This is a genomic window from Microbacterium jepli (genome assembly GCF_047237905.1).
Taxonomy (GTDB): Bacteria; Actinomycetota; Actinomycetes; order Actinomycetales; family Microbacteriaceae; genus Microbacterium.
Genome location: NZ_JBDFLW010000005.1, coordinates 2644905 through 2661661 on the forward strand (window position 1 = coordinate 2644905; position 16757 = coordinate 2661661).

Consider the following 16757-nt stretch of genomic DNA (forward strand, 5'->3'; position numbering starts at 1 on the left):
CGTCACGGGTAGACGGTGATTGTAGGCACCGCCGCCGCGGAGGGCCACACGGGGTAGCCGGCCAGGGCCCCGTCTCCCGACATCGACAGCGCGGCGTCGATCGTGCCGCCCGACGGGTCGAGCGTGTACACGGTGCGCGCGTCCAGCGTGAGCGACGCGGAGGAACCCGCCGCGACCGTGACGGTCTGATCGTCCGAGCCGTCGGCTGCGACGACGCGCACAGCGGCGTCCGCCGCGCCGGGGTTCACGAGGCTCAACACCGGCGCGGGGCCGGCGACCGTCGCGAAGACGCTCGCTGCCGTGACGGGCGGGGCGGGGGTGTACCAGGCGAAGTCCGATCCCTCCGTCATCCCGGTCGTGTGCCAGAGCGCGGCCACGAGAGGGGCCTCCGCGGTCACCCGCACGACGTAGCGTCCGACCGCCAGGCCGGTCAGGTCGACCTGCGTCGGCACACCCGCCGCGATCGCCACGCTCGCCGGCTGCGTCACGGGCTCGGCACTGCCGACCCGGGTGATCGTGACCGTGGCGGTGGTGTCGGCGGTCGGCGACAGCACGCGCAGCAGGGTGGTCGGTTCGGTGGCGCCCGAGACCGGGGCGACCGTGACGTCGACGCCGGGGATCACGACGTCCGTCGACGCCGCCGCCGAGGGCCCGGCCTGATCGACGCCGACCGGGGCGAGCGTCCGCGTGAGGGAGGACTGCATGGCGGCCTGCACGGGCGCCCCCGTGGCCGTCACGCGGATGACCGGCGCGGTCTCGCCGAGCGCGATGCCGGCGAGCGGAACGGCGATCTGCGTGGCCGCGGGGACGACGAGATCCGATCCGCCCGGCGGCACGGCCGGGCCGGACTGTCCGTAGACCGTCAGCTCGACCGACGCCGGGACCGGACCGGGGTTGGACAGCAGCACGATGTCCGCGGAGCCGGTCGCGGTGCTCCCCGCCACGAGCCACGACTCCATGAGCGGCTGTCGGCACGCGGACGCGGCGAAGCCCCGGAGGTCGTCGTCGGTGGCGACCGCGGAGGCGGCGGCCGCGACATCCACACGCGCACCGTTCTCGGGCGGTGCCGTGTAGGCGGTCCCGCCGGAGCTCAGCGCACCCGATCCCGACAGCGTCGTCTCCGGCGGCGCCGCCGCGCCGTTCGGCGTGCCGACCGTGACCGACGGCGCCGCGGCGACCGTGAGTCGTGCCGGATCCCGAGCGTCGCGGCCCAGCGCGAGCAGGCCGCCGGTGCACGAGACCACGGTGTCGGCCGGCGCGGGCGCGGCCTGCACCGAGACGGGCTCGCGCGCCGTCGTCGGCCACGGAGCGGCCACGGCGGTCACGACGAGCACGACGAAGCCCGCGGCGGCGACCGTGCCGCCGACGAGGCGGGCACCGGTGGTGGCCCAGCGGAAACCGCGGCGGTCGCTCATCGACCCTCCTGCCAGAACGGGCCGACGACGCGCGAGGAGCGGCGTGCGGTGCGTCGGGAGACGCGGGTGGGAAGCGCCAGGAGCAGCGCGATGGCGACGATCGCGAGCTGCAGGACGGCGATCCACGCGGCGATGGTCGAGACGGATGCTGCGGCCTCGGGTCGCGGGTCGGCGGGCGTCGTCAAGCGCCACAGCTCGCCCTTCGAGGTCGTGCCGACGGCGTCGAGGCCGTCGCGCTGATCGATCGCGGTGGCGGCACTCAGCCGGAACGCGCGGGCGACGTCGGACTCCGGCGCCGCCGCGGGGGCGAGCAGGATGAAGTCGACGCCCGCCCGGGTCAGCCGCTCCACGACGTCGCCGGCCCCGGTGGAGACGAGGTCGGCGGTGAGGTCGGCGACCTCGACGTCCGCGGGCGAGGCCGTGCGCCGGGTCGCCGACACGGTCGACTGACCGCCGAGCGTATCGCTGCCGCCCCAGACGATCCGGCCGGCGGCCCCGCCGGCGTTCTGCGGGGTGATGGTGATCGTGCCGACCGACGCGTCCTCGCGACCGGCGGCGGCGACGTAGGCGGGGAGGGTGCTCTCCGGGCCGTTGGTCAGGGCGGAGGCTCCGGGGCGACCGAGCGAGGTCAGCGCGGGGACGGCGAGCACGCACACGGCGACCACGACCAGCGCCCCGACGGCCGTCCGCACGGCGACGAGACGCGGCGCGAGTCCGGTGTCGAGGGCGACGAGCGCCCCGCCCATGACGCCGAGCCACGCGAGGCTGAGGCCCGCCCCCGGCCACACGCCGACCGGCGCGGACTCTGCGAAGGACACGGTGACGCCCACCGCCGCGAATGCCGTCGCGAGTCCGGCCGCGGTGATGGCGAGCAGCGCGGCTCCGGCTGCCCAGCGCTGGGTGAGCGGGGCGACGAGCGCCAGCACCGCGAGCGGCGCGGCCAGAAGCGGCACCCACCAGACGGGCATGTCGACGCCGGCGCCGCTGAGGAACGCGCCCCACCCCGCGGGGTCGGACGTCGGCAGGCCGGCGGCGAGGAGCGCGCGCCCGGTCGCGTCGGCCGAAACGACGGGACCCGCCCAGACCACGCCGGGGTCGGCCAGCAGGGCGAGAGCATTGCCCGCGCGCACCTGCACCCAGACGAGCGGTGCGAACACGACCGCCGACGGGACGATCAGCCACACCAGGCGGGCCGTGCCGCGCGCGCCGCGGATCGCCACGTTGACGATGATGGCCGCGATCGTCAGCACCAGCAGAGCCGGTGCCAGCGAGGGCGCGCAGGAGAGGACCGCGAGGAACAGAAGGGATGCCGCGCCCGACGCCGCCCACGAGCGATGCGCCACGCTCCCGGCGTAGAACAGCCAGGGCAGCAGCAGGTGCACCAGCACGCCGGTGGGGCGTCCGTCGACCAGGGCCGTCAGGAACGCGGGGGCCAGCATCCACACCACTCCGCCGACGATGCGCAGGAACGACCGCGAGGTCACCCGCGTCGCGGCGAACCAGCCGCCGAGCGCGGCCAGCGGAAGCGCCGCGAGCCACAGCAGCACGAGCGCGCGGGAGGGCTCGGCCGGCCACAGGGTGCCCAGGAGCGCGACGACCGCGGCGAACGGGTCGGCGGGGGCCACCGTGGCGAGCCCGGTCGCTCGCAGTCCATAGCCGGCGTCGGCCCACAGCTGCGCCACGGTGGCGCGGAGGGGCTCGAGGGCTCCCCCGCCCATGACGGGCCACGCGAGCAGCGCGGGGAAGGCCGCGACGCTGAGGATGAGCGCGGCCAGAACCAGCCACGCACCGCCGCCGATGAAGAAGCGCAGCTCCTCCCGGGGCCGTGCAGCGCCCAGGGGGACGGGCTCGGCCTCGTCGTCGAGGCGCTCCCGCAGCTGGGTGCGGGTGGCGTGGAGGGCGGAGAGCTGGCTCCAGGGCGCCTGGCGGGCCGCCCGGATGCGCCCGCGCGACCGGGCGATGGCGCCGAGGCGCGCCATGACCGTCGCCGTGGCGCCCCACTCGATGCCGACCATCACCGGGTGCTTCGCGACCAGGTGCACCAGCGTGCGCCAGACGGCCAGGGGCAATAGCGAGAGCCAGACGAACGGCACGGCGGCCGCGGGCGCATACGCCAGTCGGCGATGCAGCTGAGCGGTGCGCTCGATGAACGCGCGGTGCTGCACCCGCTGCGGACTGAGCGGGGCGGGCACGCCGGCGACGCCGTCTCCCGCGGTGGCCGCCAGTGCGGTCGGCACGAGCGAGACGCGGGCGCCGGCGAGTCTCGCCCGTACCCCGAGGTCGAGTCCCTCGTCGGCGCCGCGGAGGGCCCCGTCCAGACCACCGAGTCGTCGCCAGGCATCCGTCCGCACGAGCAGTCCGCGCACATCCGCGCCGAGCACGTCCTCGGCCGCGTCGTGCTGCCCCTGGTCGAGCTGGCCGTCGGCGAGGCCCACGGCCGTGCCGAGCGACGTCATGGTGACACCGAGGGAGACGATCTGCGTGCGGTCGTCCCAGCGCACCAGCTTGGGGGCGACGAAGGCGACCGAGGGGGCGAGCTCCAGCGCGCCGGCGAGGCGGGCGAGCGCATCCGACTCGGGCGCCGTGTCCTGGGCGAGGAGCCAGACCGCGTCGCCGGTGAGCCGGGGAGTCGCGAGGGCGGCTGCCGCGGCGAAGCGCGTACCGGCTCCCGTCGTGATGACCGACTCCGCCCCGGACGCCGCGGCCATCTCGCGCAGCGTGTCGTCGGAGCCGCAGAGGACGATCGTCAGCGCGTCGACCCGACGCTGCTGGTCATCGAGGGCGGACAGGGTCCGCGCGAGGTGCAGCGCCGCCGGTGCGCGGCCGTCGGGGCGCACAACGAGGATGGCGTGGACTCTGGCGGGCATGGCGCAGTCAGCCTAAGCGCCTCCCCCGGTGCCATCGGGGCGCACGCGCCGCGGGCGCGAGATCAGCGCCTCGGGCGCGGGCGCACCCGCCGTCACCGCGGAATCAGGCGCGGCGCTTGAGCTTGCGGCGCTCGCGCTCGCTGAGACCGCCCCAGATGCCGAAGCGCTCGTCGTTCTGCAGCGCGTACTCCAGGCATTCGCCCTTCACATCGCACGTCGTGCAGATCCGCTTCGCGTCGCGGGTCGATCCGCCCTTCTCAGGGAAGAACGCCTCGGGGTCGGTCTGCGCGCACAGCGCGTCGGTCTGCCAGGACAGCGGGTTGTCGTCGACTCCCTCGACGGGACGACGCACCCCCGGCACGCCCAGCTGGACCGGATCGACGAACCAATTATCGGGAACGCCGGAACGGTAACCCGTCATATCGTTCTCCTGCCTGTATCCCCCCACGCTGGTCCGCGTGTTCGAACCAATTACACCGGTGTAATTCGCTCCGGTCAAGTCGCGGATCATAAAGCCTCACCCACCCCTTGAACCTTCACGACGCGCCGATGGCGTGTCGCCTGTCAGGGAGCGGAAACGGCGTCGCCAGGAGCGCGGTCGGGTGTCGCTCCGGGTTCCGCGAGGAACAGGTCGCCTCCGCCGGAGACCTGCAGCGGAGACTCCTCGACCGAGGCGAACGCGGCCTGTCCCGGCTCGAGCGAGATCTCCGCTCCGCCCGCGCCGCGGACCGTGACGCGTCCTGCCGTGCAGAGGGCGATGGCCGGTCCGTCCAGCGGCACGGCGCCGGCGGAGGACGCGTCGATGCGCAGCAGAGCGAAGTCGGAGACCGGCGGCGCGAAGCGCAGGATGCCCGCGCCCTCGGCGACCGGAGCCAGGATTCCCGCGGGACCCGTCGTGGTGTCGAGCACCGCGAGCAGCTCGGTCACGTCGACGTGCTTGGGCGTGAGGCCGCCGCGCAGCACGTTGTCGCTGGCCGACATGATCTCCACCCCGAGGCCGCCGAGGTAGGCGTGCAGCGCCCCGGCGCGGACGAACACCGCCTCCCCCGCGGCGAGGGTGACGAGGTTCATCAGCAGCGCCACCACGATGCCGGGGTCGCCGGGCGCCGCGTCCGCCAGACGTCGCGCGACAGCCAGCTCCGCCGTGAACCCGGGCACCGCGGCCGTCGTCGCGGCGGCGATGACGGCGTCGACCTCGTCCTGCGCCTCGCCGGAGAGCAGCCATCCGATCGCCGCGCGGAGCGAGGCGTCCGGGCTCGCGACGTCCAGCCGGTCGCGCAGCGGTGACGCGGCCTCGCCGAGCCCCTCGAGGAGCCGCAGCGTGGCCGGGAGGTCGCGCAGACCCGCGAGCGCCTCGAAGCCGTCGCGCAGCGCGACGATGACCTCGGGCTTGTGATTGTCGTCGCGGTAGTTGCGGTGGCCGGCGTCGCGGGGCACACCCGCGGCATCCTCCCTCGCGAAGCCCTCGCGCGCCTGCGCGATCGACGGGTGAGCCTGAATCGAGAGAGGGGATGCCGCGGCCAGCAGCTTCAGCAGGAACGGCAGCTTCTCGGCGCCGAGCACGTCGTCGAGCGTGCGGCCCGTGCCGTCCTCCACGCGCGCCGGCGCCCCGGGGTGGTCGCCGAACCAGACCTCGGCCTCCGGCCTGCCGCTGGGCTCGCGGCCCTCGAGCTCGGCGATCATCGTCGTCGAGCCCCAGGCGTAGTCGCGGGGGGTGTTCGACAGACGGATCAGCACCCCTCCAGCCTAAACGCGCGGCCGCGGTACCCTGAGGGCACGATGGCGGTCCACACGAAGCATCCGGTGTCCCCCCTTCCGGCCGCGCCGGTGCGCGAGAAGACGCGGCACCTCCTCCTGCGCGGCTGGTGCATCTTCCTGCTCTTCCAGGCCGTGGCCGGCCCGGCGATGGTCCACGCGCTGGGTGCAGCGGGGGCCGCCGCCCTCCTCGCCGCAGGCGGGATCGTCTCCGCCGTGCTGTGGCTCAACATCCGCCCGACGGTGCAGTGGCGCCGGCTGCCCTGGTACGCCATGGGCTACATCCTGTTCGCGGGACTGTCGATCCTCTGGTCGGCGTGGCCCATGACCTCGGCCCTCACCTGGGCCCTGCTGGTCATCACCAGCATGCAGGCCTTCTTCGTCGCGGCGGTGCTGACGTGGCGCGAGGTCATCCGCGCCATCGCGTCCGCGTTCAAGTGGGCGATCGGGCTCTCCCTGGTCTTCGAGGTCGCCGTCGCCCTCATCGTCCGCGGACCGCTCCTCCCGGGTTTCGTCCTGCCGACCGAGCCCGTCGATCCCGCCCTGCACTGGTCGAGCGGCGCTCTCTTCGGCGGCGGCCGGCTGCAGGGCATCTGGGGCAGCTCGAACCTCCTCGCCGCCGCGGCGCTCATGGCGGTCATCGTCTTCGCGATCCGGTACTCCAACGGTGCCCCGCGTCGCGTGCTGCTGATCGGGTGGATGCTGCTCTCGGCCTTCCTCTTCGTGCGGGCCTCCTCCGCCACCGCCGCCCTCGCCGCGGTCGGCGTCGTGATCGTGCTCACGACGGTCCTCCTCATGCGCACCGCCTCACGCCCCGGGCAGCGCACGAAGTACTACGTCGGCTACGCGGTGATCGGCGTCGGCGGACTGATCGCGCTGTGGCTCTGGAGGGGTCCGGTGTTCGGCGCACTCGACCGCGCGGAGGACCTGGACGCGCGCGAGGGCATCTGGCAGACGGTGCTCGCGCGTGCCGGTGAGCGCCCGGCCGCCGGCTGGGGCTTCGCGACGCCCTGGCTGCCGTGGGATCCCGCCTTCGACGGCTGGATCGTCACCCACGGCCGGACGGTGATCCAGGCCCACGACATGTGGATCGACGTCTACTTCCAGCTCGGCGTGATCGGCATCGTGCTGATGGGCCTGACCTATCTCGCGTTCGTCTGGCGCTCGTGGTTCTTCGCCGTCGACCGCCCCCGGTGGGATCTGCGCGCCGACCGCCCGTACTCGCCGCTCACCCTTCTGCCGACGCTGCTAGGAGCCGTCCTCATCGTGCAGGGGCTCTCCGAGTCCGCTCCCCTCATGGTGTGGGGATGGATGCTGCTCCTCCTGTTCGCCTTCAAGATCAAGCAGTCCCCGCTGATCGGCGTCGGGCCCGCAGAGCAGACGCTCGCGATGGAACTGGGCGATCCGGTCGAGCCGGTCGTCAAGCCCGGGTGAGCACGGGCGTCGCGGGCGCCCACGGTAGGATGCTGAGGTTATGCCTCAGCCAGCCGGAAGCCCCGAGATGACGTCTGCGACCGCTTTCGACCCCGCCACGGCGACCATCGCCATCGTGACCTACAACCGGTCCGGACTTCTGACGAGGCTCCTGGAGAGCATCATCGAGATGGACCCGAAGCCGGGTCACGTCGTGATCGTCGACAACGCCTCCACCGACGACACGACGCAGGTGGTCGAGTCCTTCCGCGAGCGCCTCGGCACCGAGCTGGTCTATCGCCGCCTCGACTCCAACACCGGCGGCTCCGGCGGATTCAGCGAGGGCATGCGCGTCGCGTACGAGCTGGGTTCGCAGTGGATGTGGCTCATGGACGACGACGTCGAGGTGATCCCGGACGGACTCGCGAAGATGGGCCGCTGGGCACCGAAGTTCAGGAGCATCCAGGGCCGCCGCTACGACTACGACGGCAGCGAGTTCTACTGGCAGTACCGCATCGCCGAGCCGCTCGCGATCCCGATCCCGTTCGCCCCCGCCGGGTTCAATGCGTCGGGGTACAAGCCGATGAACTCCGGATGCTTCGAGGGCATGTTCATCCACCGCGACATCGTCACGCAGATCGGCCTTCCCGACCCGCGCTTCTTCATCTACTGGGATGACCAGATGTACGGGTGGCTGGCCTCCCGCAAAACCGCATCGGTGATCGTCGATGAGTTCGTGCTCCGTCGCACCCGCGAGATCAAGCAGCACGACTTCGGCGTGCGCCACATGAACGCCTCGAGCAACGCCTACCGGTACTACATCATGCGCAACCGCGCGCATCTGAAGAACTACTACCGGGCGTTCGGGGTGTATCGCCCTGTGCCCTTCGCCCTTGGCACGGCGCTCACCTTCGGCAAGGAGCTCATCCGCCTCCTCCTGGTGGAGCGCACCGTGCGCGGCACGTCCAACCTCTTCCGCGGTCTCCGCGACGGCCGCAAGATCGCACGCGACCGCTCCTGGCGGCCGATGCCCGCGCTGACCGCCTGACGAGACACGCAGGCGGATCGCGCCGTCGCCCGACTGATATGTTGGGCGCGTCGCATCGAGCGGGACCGCGATGCTGCGCTCCCCGAACCAGGGGGTCGTCTTGTCGTTGTTCACCCATGCCCGCAGCCGCATCCGTCGATCGACGGCACTGGCCGCCGCCGTGCTGGTCGTCGCCGGAGCGATGACGGCGGGTTCCGCCGTTGCTCCCTCGAGCCCCGCCTCGGCCGCGGGGACGGCCAGCATTTCTGGCACGGTGTCGGCGCCGGATGACGTCCCCGCTTCCTGGCTGGAGGGCACGAACGTGTACGCCTACCGCATCGGTGGCGGGAGCTTTGTCGCTACCACGCAGGTCGATTCGACGGGCGCCTACACGCTCGCCGGCGTGCCGTCCGGCAAGGTCGCAGTGGAATTCCGCCCATCTTATGGAACCGACTTGATCGCCGAGTACTGGGACGGCGGTGCGCGCATCGAGGACGCCACACCGATCCTCGTCTCCGATGGCGCCCAGATCGATGAGATCGACGCCCACCTCGAGCATGGCGCTTGGTTCAGTGGGACGCTCGACATGGCAGCCCTGCGGAGCGCGCACCCTGGCAATGACAGATACACACTGTGGCTCACCAGCGCGGACGGACGCGAGGTCATCTCTAGTTACAGCGATCGCCTGTGGTACGACACGATGGACTTCTCGTTTCCCGGTCTTCGTCCGGGAACGTATCGGCTGGCTGTCGGCACTCACGTCCTCGACGGGATTTCGACGATGACCTCGCCGCTGTCGTCGGTGCAATTCGTTCGCGTCGGTTCCGGCTCGGCCGTCACATTGGCCGAGCGGGAGCAGCTGAGGTCACTCGCCCTCGCAGCGCTGCCCTTGCCCTCGCGCATATCAGGCACCATCGGCGCCGCGGGTCTCACACTGAGTGGAGTCACCGATGTGGGTGCTGTTCGCCTCTACGAGCGCGACGGCGAGGACTGGGTCCTGCTGCCCGGCTACGCGCAAGACATCCTTTATCAGAAGAGCGTCGCGTACTCGGTCGCCCTCACTCCGGGCGAGTACGCCGTCGGTTTTGAGAGCATCAACCGCGCCATCCCGGCGGCCACCGAGTGGTGGACGGGTGCTTCGACGATCACCGAGGCGACTTGGATCGACCTCGCGTCCGGTGAACACCGCTCCGGCATCGACGGTGGCATAGTCCCCGTCGGCTCTCCGCCCGCAACACGACAGTCCGGGCCGAATCGTTTCGCGACGTCCGCCGCGGTGTCGGCGGCGTCCTTCGCGCCCGGGGTTCCGGTGGCATACGTCGCGAACGGGTGGAAGTTCCCGGATGCCCTGTCGGGCGCTGCCGCCGCCGGAGTGCTGGGCGGGCCCGTTCTTCTGACGGATGAGGAGAGCCTCCCCGGAGTGATCCACGACGAGCTCGCCCGGCTCAAGCCGAAGAAGATCGTCATCCTCGGCTCCGAGGCCTCCGTCCGAAAAGGCGTCGCGACGTCTCTGTCGCTGTACTCGGCCGACGTGCAGCGGGTGGCCGGCGAGGACCGGTTCGCGACATCGGCAGCGGTGTCGGCAGCGACCTTCTCACCCGGTGTTCCCGTGGCCTACCTCGCGAACGGGTGGAAGTTTCCGACGCGCTCTCCGGAGCCGCCGCGGCCGGGACGCTCGGCGGACCGGTCCTGCTCACCGACGGCGAGAGCCTCCCCGGCGCCATCGCCGCCGAACTCGCCCGGCTGAAGCCGGAGAAGATCGTACTCCTCGGATCGGCCGGCTCCGTCAGCGAGAGCGTCCGCACCGCGGCACGGAAGTACACCGCCACGGTCGAACGCCTCGCGGGCGCCGACCGCTTCGAGACATCGGCGGCTGTGTCCCGAGCATCCTTCGCTCCCGGCGTGCCGGTGGTCTACCTCACCAACGGGTGGAAGTTCCCCGACGCGCTCTCCGGAGCCGCAGCTGCGGGAACTCTCGGCGGCCCCGTCCTCCTCACCAACGCCGACGCCTTGCCCGTCTCCATCGCCACCGAACTCGCGCGCCTCAAACCGCAGCGCATCGTCGTCCTCGGAGACGAGTCCTCCGTGGCGGATCTCGTGCGCCTCGCCGCACGCGCGACGGCCCGCTGAGACTGAATGGGCGGCCTCGGCGGCCGCCCCTGCCGACAACCGGGTCGATCAGAGCGCGCGGTCGAGCGCGTCCGCGAGGGTCCGGGCGTACGTGCCGGTCAGGTGATTGTCGTCGAGGTACACCGATACGCCGCCAATGATCGGGAGGCATACGCCGTCGGGGCAGAGGTAGTCGGTGAGGTCGATCACGCGCACCCCGTCGCCGGCGAGGGACGCCGCGGGGTTGGCATCGGCCAGCACGTCGGAGACAGGGAGCGCGCACTCGTCCGCCGGGTCAGCCGCCTCCTGAGCGCAGTCGAACATGTTGAACGAGAACCGGGGGTTGTCGCGCAGCACGACCACCTCCGCTCCGGTCCCGCGCACGTCGGCGATGGTCCGCTCGAGGCCGCGGGGCACGTACTCGTCCGCCCCGTCCGCGCGTGAGCGGGTCCCCATCACGGCGACGACGTCGGGCTGAAGGCGCGCGATGTGCGCCATCGCCTCGGTGCGCCACTCGTCGCACCCCTCGATATTCGCGCCGTACGGCTCATCGGCGGCGAAGGAGCAGCCGCCCTTGAGGAGCGCGACGACGTCGAAGCCGCGATCGCGGGCCAGCGGGAGCATGGCGCCCGACCACTGCTGCGCGTGCGAGTCGCCCACCACGACGAGGGTGCCGCGCCGGTCGCCGTCCGCGCGCTGCTCCAGGCAGGACTCGCGCGCGGCCTCGGTCGTTGGGGCGCGTTCGCCCGTGCACGCACCGTCGAGCGCGACCCACTCGTCGCCCAGGGTGGTCGGAAGGGGCAGCGTCGTCTCGTAGTCGCCGCTGATACCCGATCCGCCCGGGAGCAGGACGACGGCGCCCGGGTTGGCGGACGAGCTCTCCAGCGCGGCCGCGCGCACCGTCTCGGACGTCTGCCAGACCGCGAGCGGCGCGGCCACAACGGTTGCGGAGACGGCGAGAGCCAGCATCCGTCGTCCCGTCCGCGCGCCGATCCACGCGGACCGCTGGATCGGCCTCTCGACGAGTGCGGTCAGCAGTATGGCGGCGAGCAACGACACCGCGATGACCCCCGCGCCCGAGAGGATGCCCGCGCGGGGCTCGCCGCTGACCACGAGCCAGGTGATGAGGATCGGCCAGTGCACGAGGTACAGCGCGTACGCGACGCCGCCGAGGCGCAGCAGCGGTCGGCTCGCGAGGAACGAGGCGGGAGCCGCACGCGAAGCGGTCTGGCCCGCGATGATGACCGCGGCGGCGCTCAGAGTGGGCCACAGGGCGAGGTATCCGGGGAAGCCGCCCTGGACGTCCACGAGCACGCCGCAGAGCACCAGCCCGGCGATGCCGAGCCAGCCGACGATCACGGCGGCCCACGCGCGCAGCTGGATGCGCGGGGCGACGAGAGCCAGCAGGGAGCCGAGGGCGAACTCCCACAGCCGCGCGGCCGTGTCGAAGTACGCGGACTCCTGCGCTACGCGGGTGTGCACCACCGAGTAGACGAACGACAGGGTGAAGATGCCCGCGAACAGCACCAGCAGGGTGCGGCGCACGTCCCATCCGCGACGACGTGCGAGACCGCCCGCCAGCAGCATGGCGACGGGCCACAGCACGAAGACCTGCCCCTGGACCGACAGCGACCAGAAGTGCTGGAGCGGACTCAGGGACGCCGCATCCCGCGCGTAATAGTCGACCGCGGATGCTGCGAGCTCGGCGTTCTGCAGATAGAACAGCGACGACCACGTCTGGGACCAGACGTCGGTCCAGGCCGACGCGGGATACCAGAGCCAGACCGCCGCGAGCACGGCCACCAGCACGACCGCCGCAGCCGGAAGGAGCCGCACGAACCGGCGCGACCAGTAGCGCCCCAGTTCGAGCGGTGTGCCCGCGACGAGTCGGCGCGTCAGCGATCCGGTGAGGAAGTACGCGGAGATCATCAGGAAGACGTCGACCCCGCCCGAGACGCGGTCGAACCAGACGTGGTAGCTCACGACAAGCAGGATGGCCAGCGCCCGCAGCCCGTCGATGTCGGCGCGATGCGACGCGACGCGAGGCTCGGGGAGGGCCGACGCCCGCCGCGAGCCGGTGGTGACCGCCGTCATGCGGCGATCACGCTCCGGTGTGAGGGTGGATGGATCGCGTGCATCACTGCACCCCGCCTTCGAGATGGGCGAGGATTGCCTGTCCGGCGCGGGCGTAGCCCTCCGGGGTGGTGTGGACGCCGTCGGTGAGGTAGTCCTCCGACCAGCGTCCGTCGGCCGCGCGGACATCGGCCCACGGGTCGATGAAGTTCCAGCCCTCGCCGGCGGCGAGCGCCTCCAGCTCGGCGTTGAGCTCGTCGGTCGCGCCCGGGCGCCCCTCGGACGGCGCGATCGCCAGCACGGTCGCCGCCGGAGCACCGCTCGCGACGACGATCGCCCGGACGTTGTCGAGGATGGTCTCGGTGTCGACGCCGCGCGAGAGGTCGTTCGTGCCGCCCATGACCAGCACCCGGTCACCGCTGCTGACGGAGGCGGCGGTGATGCCGTCGAGCATGGCCGCGGTGGTCGCGCCGTCCACCGCCCAGCCGCCGGCGATGGGGAAGCGCTCCGGCGGCAGCTGCGCCGCCCATGCCGTGCCCGCATCGAGACCGGCGTCGAGCGTTCCGGAGAATCCGGTGGTGTTCGAGTCGCCCACGATCACCAGCGAGGTGACGGCCCCGGCGGTCTCGGCAGGGACGGCCGTGGCCGTCGGCGCGGCCGGGCTCGTGGCTGCCGTCGATGTGTCTCGAGGCCCCGTCGCCGGCGCGCAGGCGGTGACGGCCGCCGCCACGACGGCGGCGAGCAGGAGGTGGACGGAACGGCGGGCTCTCACGCCAGCTGGTTGTTCCACATCGACAGCGCCGCCCCGATCGCCATGTGCATGTCGAGGTACTGGTAGGTGCCCAGACGTCCTCCGAAGTGGACGTCCTTCTCCCCCGCGGCCAGTTCGCGGTAGGCGAGCAGCCCCGCGCGGTCCTCCGGGGTGTTGACCGGGTAGTAGGGCTCGTCGTCGCGCGTGGCGAAGCGGGAGTACTCCCGCATGATGACCGTCTTGTCGGAGGGGTGGCGGCCGGCGCGCTCCGGGTGGAAGTGCTTGAACTCGTGGATGCGGGTGTACGGCACGTCGGCGTCGGCGTAGTTCATCACCGGCGTCCCCTGGAAGTCGGCGATGTCGAGCACCTCCTCCTCGAAGTCGAGGGTGCGCCACGACAGCTCCCCCTCGGCGAAGTCGAAGTAGCGGTCCACGGGGCCGGTGTAGACGATGGGCACCTGGCCGACGGTCGCCTTCTTGTTCAGAGGCTGGCCCTCGTCGAAGAAGTCGGTCGAGAGGCGCACCTCGATGTTCGGGTGGTCCGCCATCCGCTCGATCCACGCGGTGTAGCCGTCGGTGGGCAGACCCTCCCACGTGTCGTTGAAGTAGCGGTTGTCGTAGGTGTAGCGCACCGGGAGCCGGCTGATGATCTCGGCGGGCAGCTCGGTGGGATCGGTCTGCCACTGCTTCGCGGTGTAGTCGCGGATGAACGCCTCGTAGAGGGGGCGCCCGATGAGGGCGATCCCCTTCTCCTCCAGATTCGCGGCCTCCTTGACGTCGAACTCGCCGGCCTGCTCCAGCACGAGCGCGCGCGCCTCCGCGGGCGAGTACGCCGACTGGAAGAACTGGTTGATCGTGCCGAGGTTGATCGGCAGCGGGAACACGACGCCGCGGTGGTTCGTGTACACGCGGTGCACGTAGTCGGTGAAGGTCGTGAACCGGTTCACGTACTCCCACACCGTCGCGTTCGAGGTGTGGAACAGGTGCGCGCCGTAGCGGTGCACCTCGATGCCGGTCTGAGGCTCGTTCTCGCTGTACGCGTTGCCGCCGATGTGGTGGCGGCGGTCGATGACGGTGACCTTCCGACCGGATGCCGCGGCCCGCTCTGCGATCGTGAGGCCGAAGAAGCCGGAGCCGACGATGAGGAGATCCATGATGTTCCGCTTCGGGGAGGGGGCGATGTGCGCCGCTCGCGCGACCCTGAAAGCCTACCCGGCCGCCTGCGCGGGCCCTGCGTCGAGGGTGGAGCCGATGATCGGGGCGAGCAGGCGGACGTACTGCAGGTTCAGGTGATCCGCGTCGTAGTACACGGGCAGACCGCCCACGGCGGCGTAGCAGAGGGAGGTGTCGCAGAACCGGTCGGTGAGGTCGATGAGCCGCACCTCGGGTCGGTCCATCGCCTGGGCTGCGGCGACGAGCGGGTCGGCCGGCTGCGCTTCTGCGCGCGGTCGCGCGCACGAGACCGGATCGTCTCCCGCCAGGAGCAGGCAGTCGGGGCTGCGCACGACCCCGTTGAGGGGCGGGTCGGCCAGCGCCACGACCTGCGAGCCGGCGTCTGCCCATCGGGTCCAGTCGCGCTCCAGTCCGGCGGCGAACTGGTCGATCTCGGGAGACCCCGAGCCGTCGTCGACGATCTGCTCGCGGGCCGCCATCGAGGTGAAGACCATCTGCGGCCGTTCGGCGGCGATCTCGTCGGCGACCTCGCGCGACCACCGCACGCACTGATCGATGTCGGGCTGACCCCACTCGTCGCGGAAGCCGCGGAACGCCACGTCGGCCGCCGGGCATCCGCCGTAGTAGCTCGTCGTGACGCGCCAGCCGCGCTCGCGCGCGAGGTCGAACACCGCGCCCTGCCACTGCTGGGCGTGGGAGTCTCCCACCAGCCACACGTCGGCGGTGGGCTGGCCTCCGCCGAAGTCGCACCGCTTGGTGGTCTGCTTGTCGCCGTAGCTGAGGATGTCGAGGAAGTCGCCGCACTCCGGCGGGGTGTAGAAGTACTCGTTCTTGGCCGTCATCTCGACCGATGCCGGGGCACCGAATGCATCCGGGCAGTCCGCGCCCGGCGCCAGCGCATCGGGGCCGACGCACGACCCGGTGGGCAGGGCCGCCGTCGGCACGTCGTCCGCGCCGCGCAGCTGCGATCCGACGAGGAGCGCGCCCGCGCAGAGGAGGACCACGAGGATGCCGGCGACCATGCCTCCGACGGCACGACGCACCGATCCCGACCACCAGCGCCAGCGCTGACCCGGATCCTCGACGAGGTTCTTCGTCACCCAGGCGAGCAGCAGCGCGACGGCCAGGATGCCGACCTTCACCGGCGTGCGCAGCTCCATCGAGAGCGCGAACGGCGTCACGACGATGAGCGGCCAGTGCCACAGGTACAGCGAGTACGAGACACCGCCCAGCCACTGCACCGGAGCGGCGGCGCTGACCCGGGTGTGCCAGAGCGGGCGAGTGACGGTCCCCGCGATGATGATCGCCGCCGTGCCCAGCGCGGGCAGCGCGGCCGCCACCCCGGGGAACGGCGTCTCGTGGTCGTAGAGGAAGACCGACGCGACGACGGCCACGGCACCGGCGAGGCTGAGCGTCTGCGCCCACGGCTTAGACACGCGCACGAGCGTCGCGCCGAGCGCGATGAGCCCACCGATCGCGAACTCCCACGCGCGCGTGAAGGTGACGAAGTAGGCCTGCGCGGGAGCGGTCGCCGTGAAGACCACACTGGCGGCGAAGGACAGAACGCCGACGACGGCGAGTGCCGTGAAGGCCCGGCGGCGGCGCGGTGATGCGTCCGACAGCCGGCGGCCGCCCCACAGCACCGCTGCCGCGAGGAGCAGGGGCCAGATGAGGTAGAACTGCTCCTCCACGGAGAGCGACCAGTAGTGCTGCGCCACGCTCGCGGAGTCGTTGAGGGCGGAGTAGTTCACCGACATCGCCGAGAGGAACCAGTTCTCGACATAGCCGGCGCTGGCCGCGATCTCGCCGGCGTTGCGCGCCCAGCGGGTGTAGGGCAGGAACAGGGCGACCAGCACTGCCGAGACCGTCAGCACCAGGAGGGCGGCCGGCAGCAGTCGTCGGATGCGCCGGGCGTAGAACGTGCCGAGCCGGACCCGACCCGTGCGCTCCAGCTCCCCCCAGAGGTGCCCGGTGATGAGGAAGCCGGAGATGACGAAGAAGACATCGACGCCGACGTAGCCGCCGGTGAAGACGGTCGGCCACAGGTGGTTGAGCACGACCGCGCCGATGGCGACGGCGCGCAGCGCCTGGATGTCGGTCCGGAAGGGCGCGCGAGGCCGTGTCGCCGACGGAGCGGCGGCCCGAGCGGGGGCGGTCATCGGACCGTCCGCGCG

12 protein-coding genes are annotated in these 16757 nt (G+C 72.0%); 4 read left to right on the top strand and 8 right to left on the bottom strand.

What is annotated here, in order from left to right; all coding sequences use genetic code 11:
• Positions 1-2: 2 nt before the first annotated feature.
• The 4 genes from ABC304_RS16835 to manA all read right to left on the bottom strand — a co-directional run bounded on the left by ABC304_RS16835 (position 3) and on the right by manA (position 6019).
• Positions 3-1415, bottom strand: coding sequence for a DUF5719 family protein (locus ABC304_RS16835; RefSeq protein WP_412932536.1), 1413 nt, complete (start codon positions 1413-1415; stop codon positions 3-5).
• Positions 1412-4282, bottom strand: a complete 2871-nt coding sequence (locus ABC304_RS16840; RefSeq protein WP_412932537.1) for a glycosyltransferase — start codon at positions 4280-4282, stop codon at positions 1412-1414. The genes ABC304_RS16835 and ABC304_RS16840 overlap by 4 nt, the downstream gene beginning before the upstream one ends.
• 103 nt (positions 4283-4385) lie before the next feature.
• Entirely contained in the window at positions 4386-4703 is a 318-nt protein-coding gene (locus ABC304_RS16845) for a WhiB family transcriptional regulator (protein ID WP_127094892.1), read from the bottom strand.
• A 143-nt stretch (positions 4704-4846) separates the two neighbouring features.
• The gene (gene manA, locus ABC304_RS16850) at positions 4847-6019 is read right to left on the bottom strand and encodes a mannose-6-phosphate isomerase, class I (protein WP_412932538.1); all 1173 of its coding nucleotides are present in this window, start codon (positions 6017-6019) and stop codon (positions 4847-4849) included.
• Positions 6020-6061: 42 nt separating this feature from the next.
• Between manA and ABC304_RS16855 the strand changes: the two genes are divergently transcribed.
• The 4 genes from ABC304_RS16855 (at position 6062) to ABC304_RS16870 (ending at position 10607) form a co-directional block, all read left to right on the top strand.
• Positions 6062-7471, top strand: coding sequence for an O-antigen ligase family protein (locus ABC304_RS16855; protein WP_412932540.1), 1410 nt, complete (start codon positions 6062-6064; stop codon positions 7469-7471).
• A 40-nt stretch (positions 7472-7511) separates the two neighbouring features.
• Complete coding sequence (locus tag ABC304_RS16860) at positions 7512-8498, top strand: glycosyltransferase (RefSeq protein WP_412932541.1); 987 nt, start codon at positions 7512-7514, stop codon at positions 8496-8498.
• A 100-nt stretch (positions 8499-8598) separates the two neighbouring features.
• Entirely contained in the window at positions 8599-10224 is a 1626-nt protein-coding gene (locus ABC304_RS16865; RefSeq protein ID WP_412932543.1) for a cell wall-binding repeat-containing protein, read from the top strand.
• Positions 10107-10607, top strand: coding sequence for a cell wall-binding repeat-containing protein (locus tag ABC304_RS16870; protein WP_412932545.1), 501 nt, complete (start codon positions 10107-10109; stop codon positions 10605-10607). Before ABC304_RS16865 ends, ABC304_RS16870 begins: the two co-directional genes overlap by 118 nt.
• A 48-nt stretch (positions 10608-10655) precedes the next feature.
• On the opposite strand, the gene ABC304_RS16875 is transcribed toward ABC304_RS16870, so the two are convergent.
• Genes ABC304_RS16875 through ABC304_RS16890 form a run of 4 tightly spaced genes read right to left on the bottom strand, consistent with a single transcriptional unit; the run spans position 10656 to position 16742 of the window.
• The gene (locus ABC304_RS16875; RefSeq protein WP_412932547.1) at positions 10656-12680 is read right to left on the bottom strand and encodes an acyltransferase family protein; all 2025 of its coding nucleotides are present in this window, start codon (positions 12678-12680) and stop codon (positions 10656-10658) included.
• Between the two features lie 43 nt (positions 12681-12723).
• On the bottom strand, positions 12724-13431 hold the full coding sequence (locus ABC304_RS16880) for an SGNH/GDSL hydrolase family protein (RefSeq protein ID WP_412932549.1): 708 nt from the start codon (positions 13429-13431) through the stop codon (positions 12724-12726).
• Positions 13428-14564, bottom strand: a complete 1137-nt coding sequence (gene glf / locus ABC304_RS16885) for a UDP-galactopyranose mutase (RefSeq protein ID WP_412932551.1) — start codon at positions 14562-14564, stop codon at positions 13428-13430. The genes ABC304_RS16880 and glf overlap by 4 nt, the downstream gene beginning before the upstream one ends.
• A 54-nt stretch (positions 14565-14618) precedes the next feature.
• Positions 14619-16742 (bottom strand): acyltransferase family protein, encoded by a 2124-nt coding sequence (locus ABC304_RS16890; protein ID WP_412932552.1) that lies wholly within the window; start codon positions 16740-16742, stop codon positions 14619-14621.
• Positions 16743-16757 lie beyond the last annotated feature (15 nt).

Excerpts from the sequence above, each read along its gene's own strand:
- ABC304_RS16835 (WP_412932536.1), bottom strand. The coding sequence starts at position 1,415 with ATGAGCGACCGCCGCGGTTTCCGCTGGGCCACCACCGGTGCCCGCCTC.
- ABC304_RS16840 (WP_412932537.1), bottom strand. The coding sequence starts at position 4,282 with ATGCCCGCCAGAGTCCACGCCATCCTCGTTGTGCGCCCCGACGGCCGC.
- ABC304_RS16845 (WP_127094892.1), bottom strand. The coding sequence starts at position 4,703 with ATGACGGGTTACCGTTCCGGCGTTCCCGATAATTGGTTCGTCGATCCG.
- ABC304_RS16855 (WP_412932540.1), top strand. The coding sequence starts at position 6,062 with ATGGCGGTCCACACGAAGCATCCGGTGTCCCCCCTTCCGGCCGCGCCG.
- ABC304_RS16860 (WP_412932541.1), top strand. The coding sequence starts at position 7,512 with ATGCCTCAGCCAGCCGGAAGCCCCGAGATGACGTCTGCGACCGCTTTC.
- ABC304_RS16875 (WP_412932547.1), bottom strand. The coding sequence starts at position 12,680 with ATGACGGCGGTCACCACCGGCTCGCGGCGGGCGTCGGCCCTCCCCGAG.
- glf (WP_412932551.1), bottom strand. The coding sequence starts at position 14,564 with ATGGATCTCCTCATCGTCGGCTCCGGCTTCTTCGGCCTCACGATCGCA.
- ABC304_RS16890 (WP_412932552.1), bottom strand. The coding sequence starts at position 16,742 with ATGACCGCCCCCGCTCGGGCCGCCGCTCCGTCGGCGACACGGCCTCGC.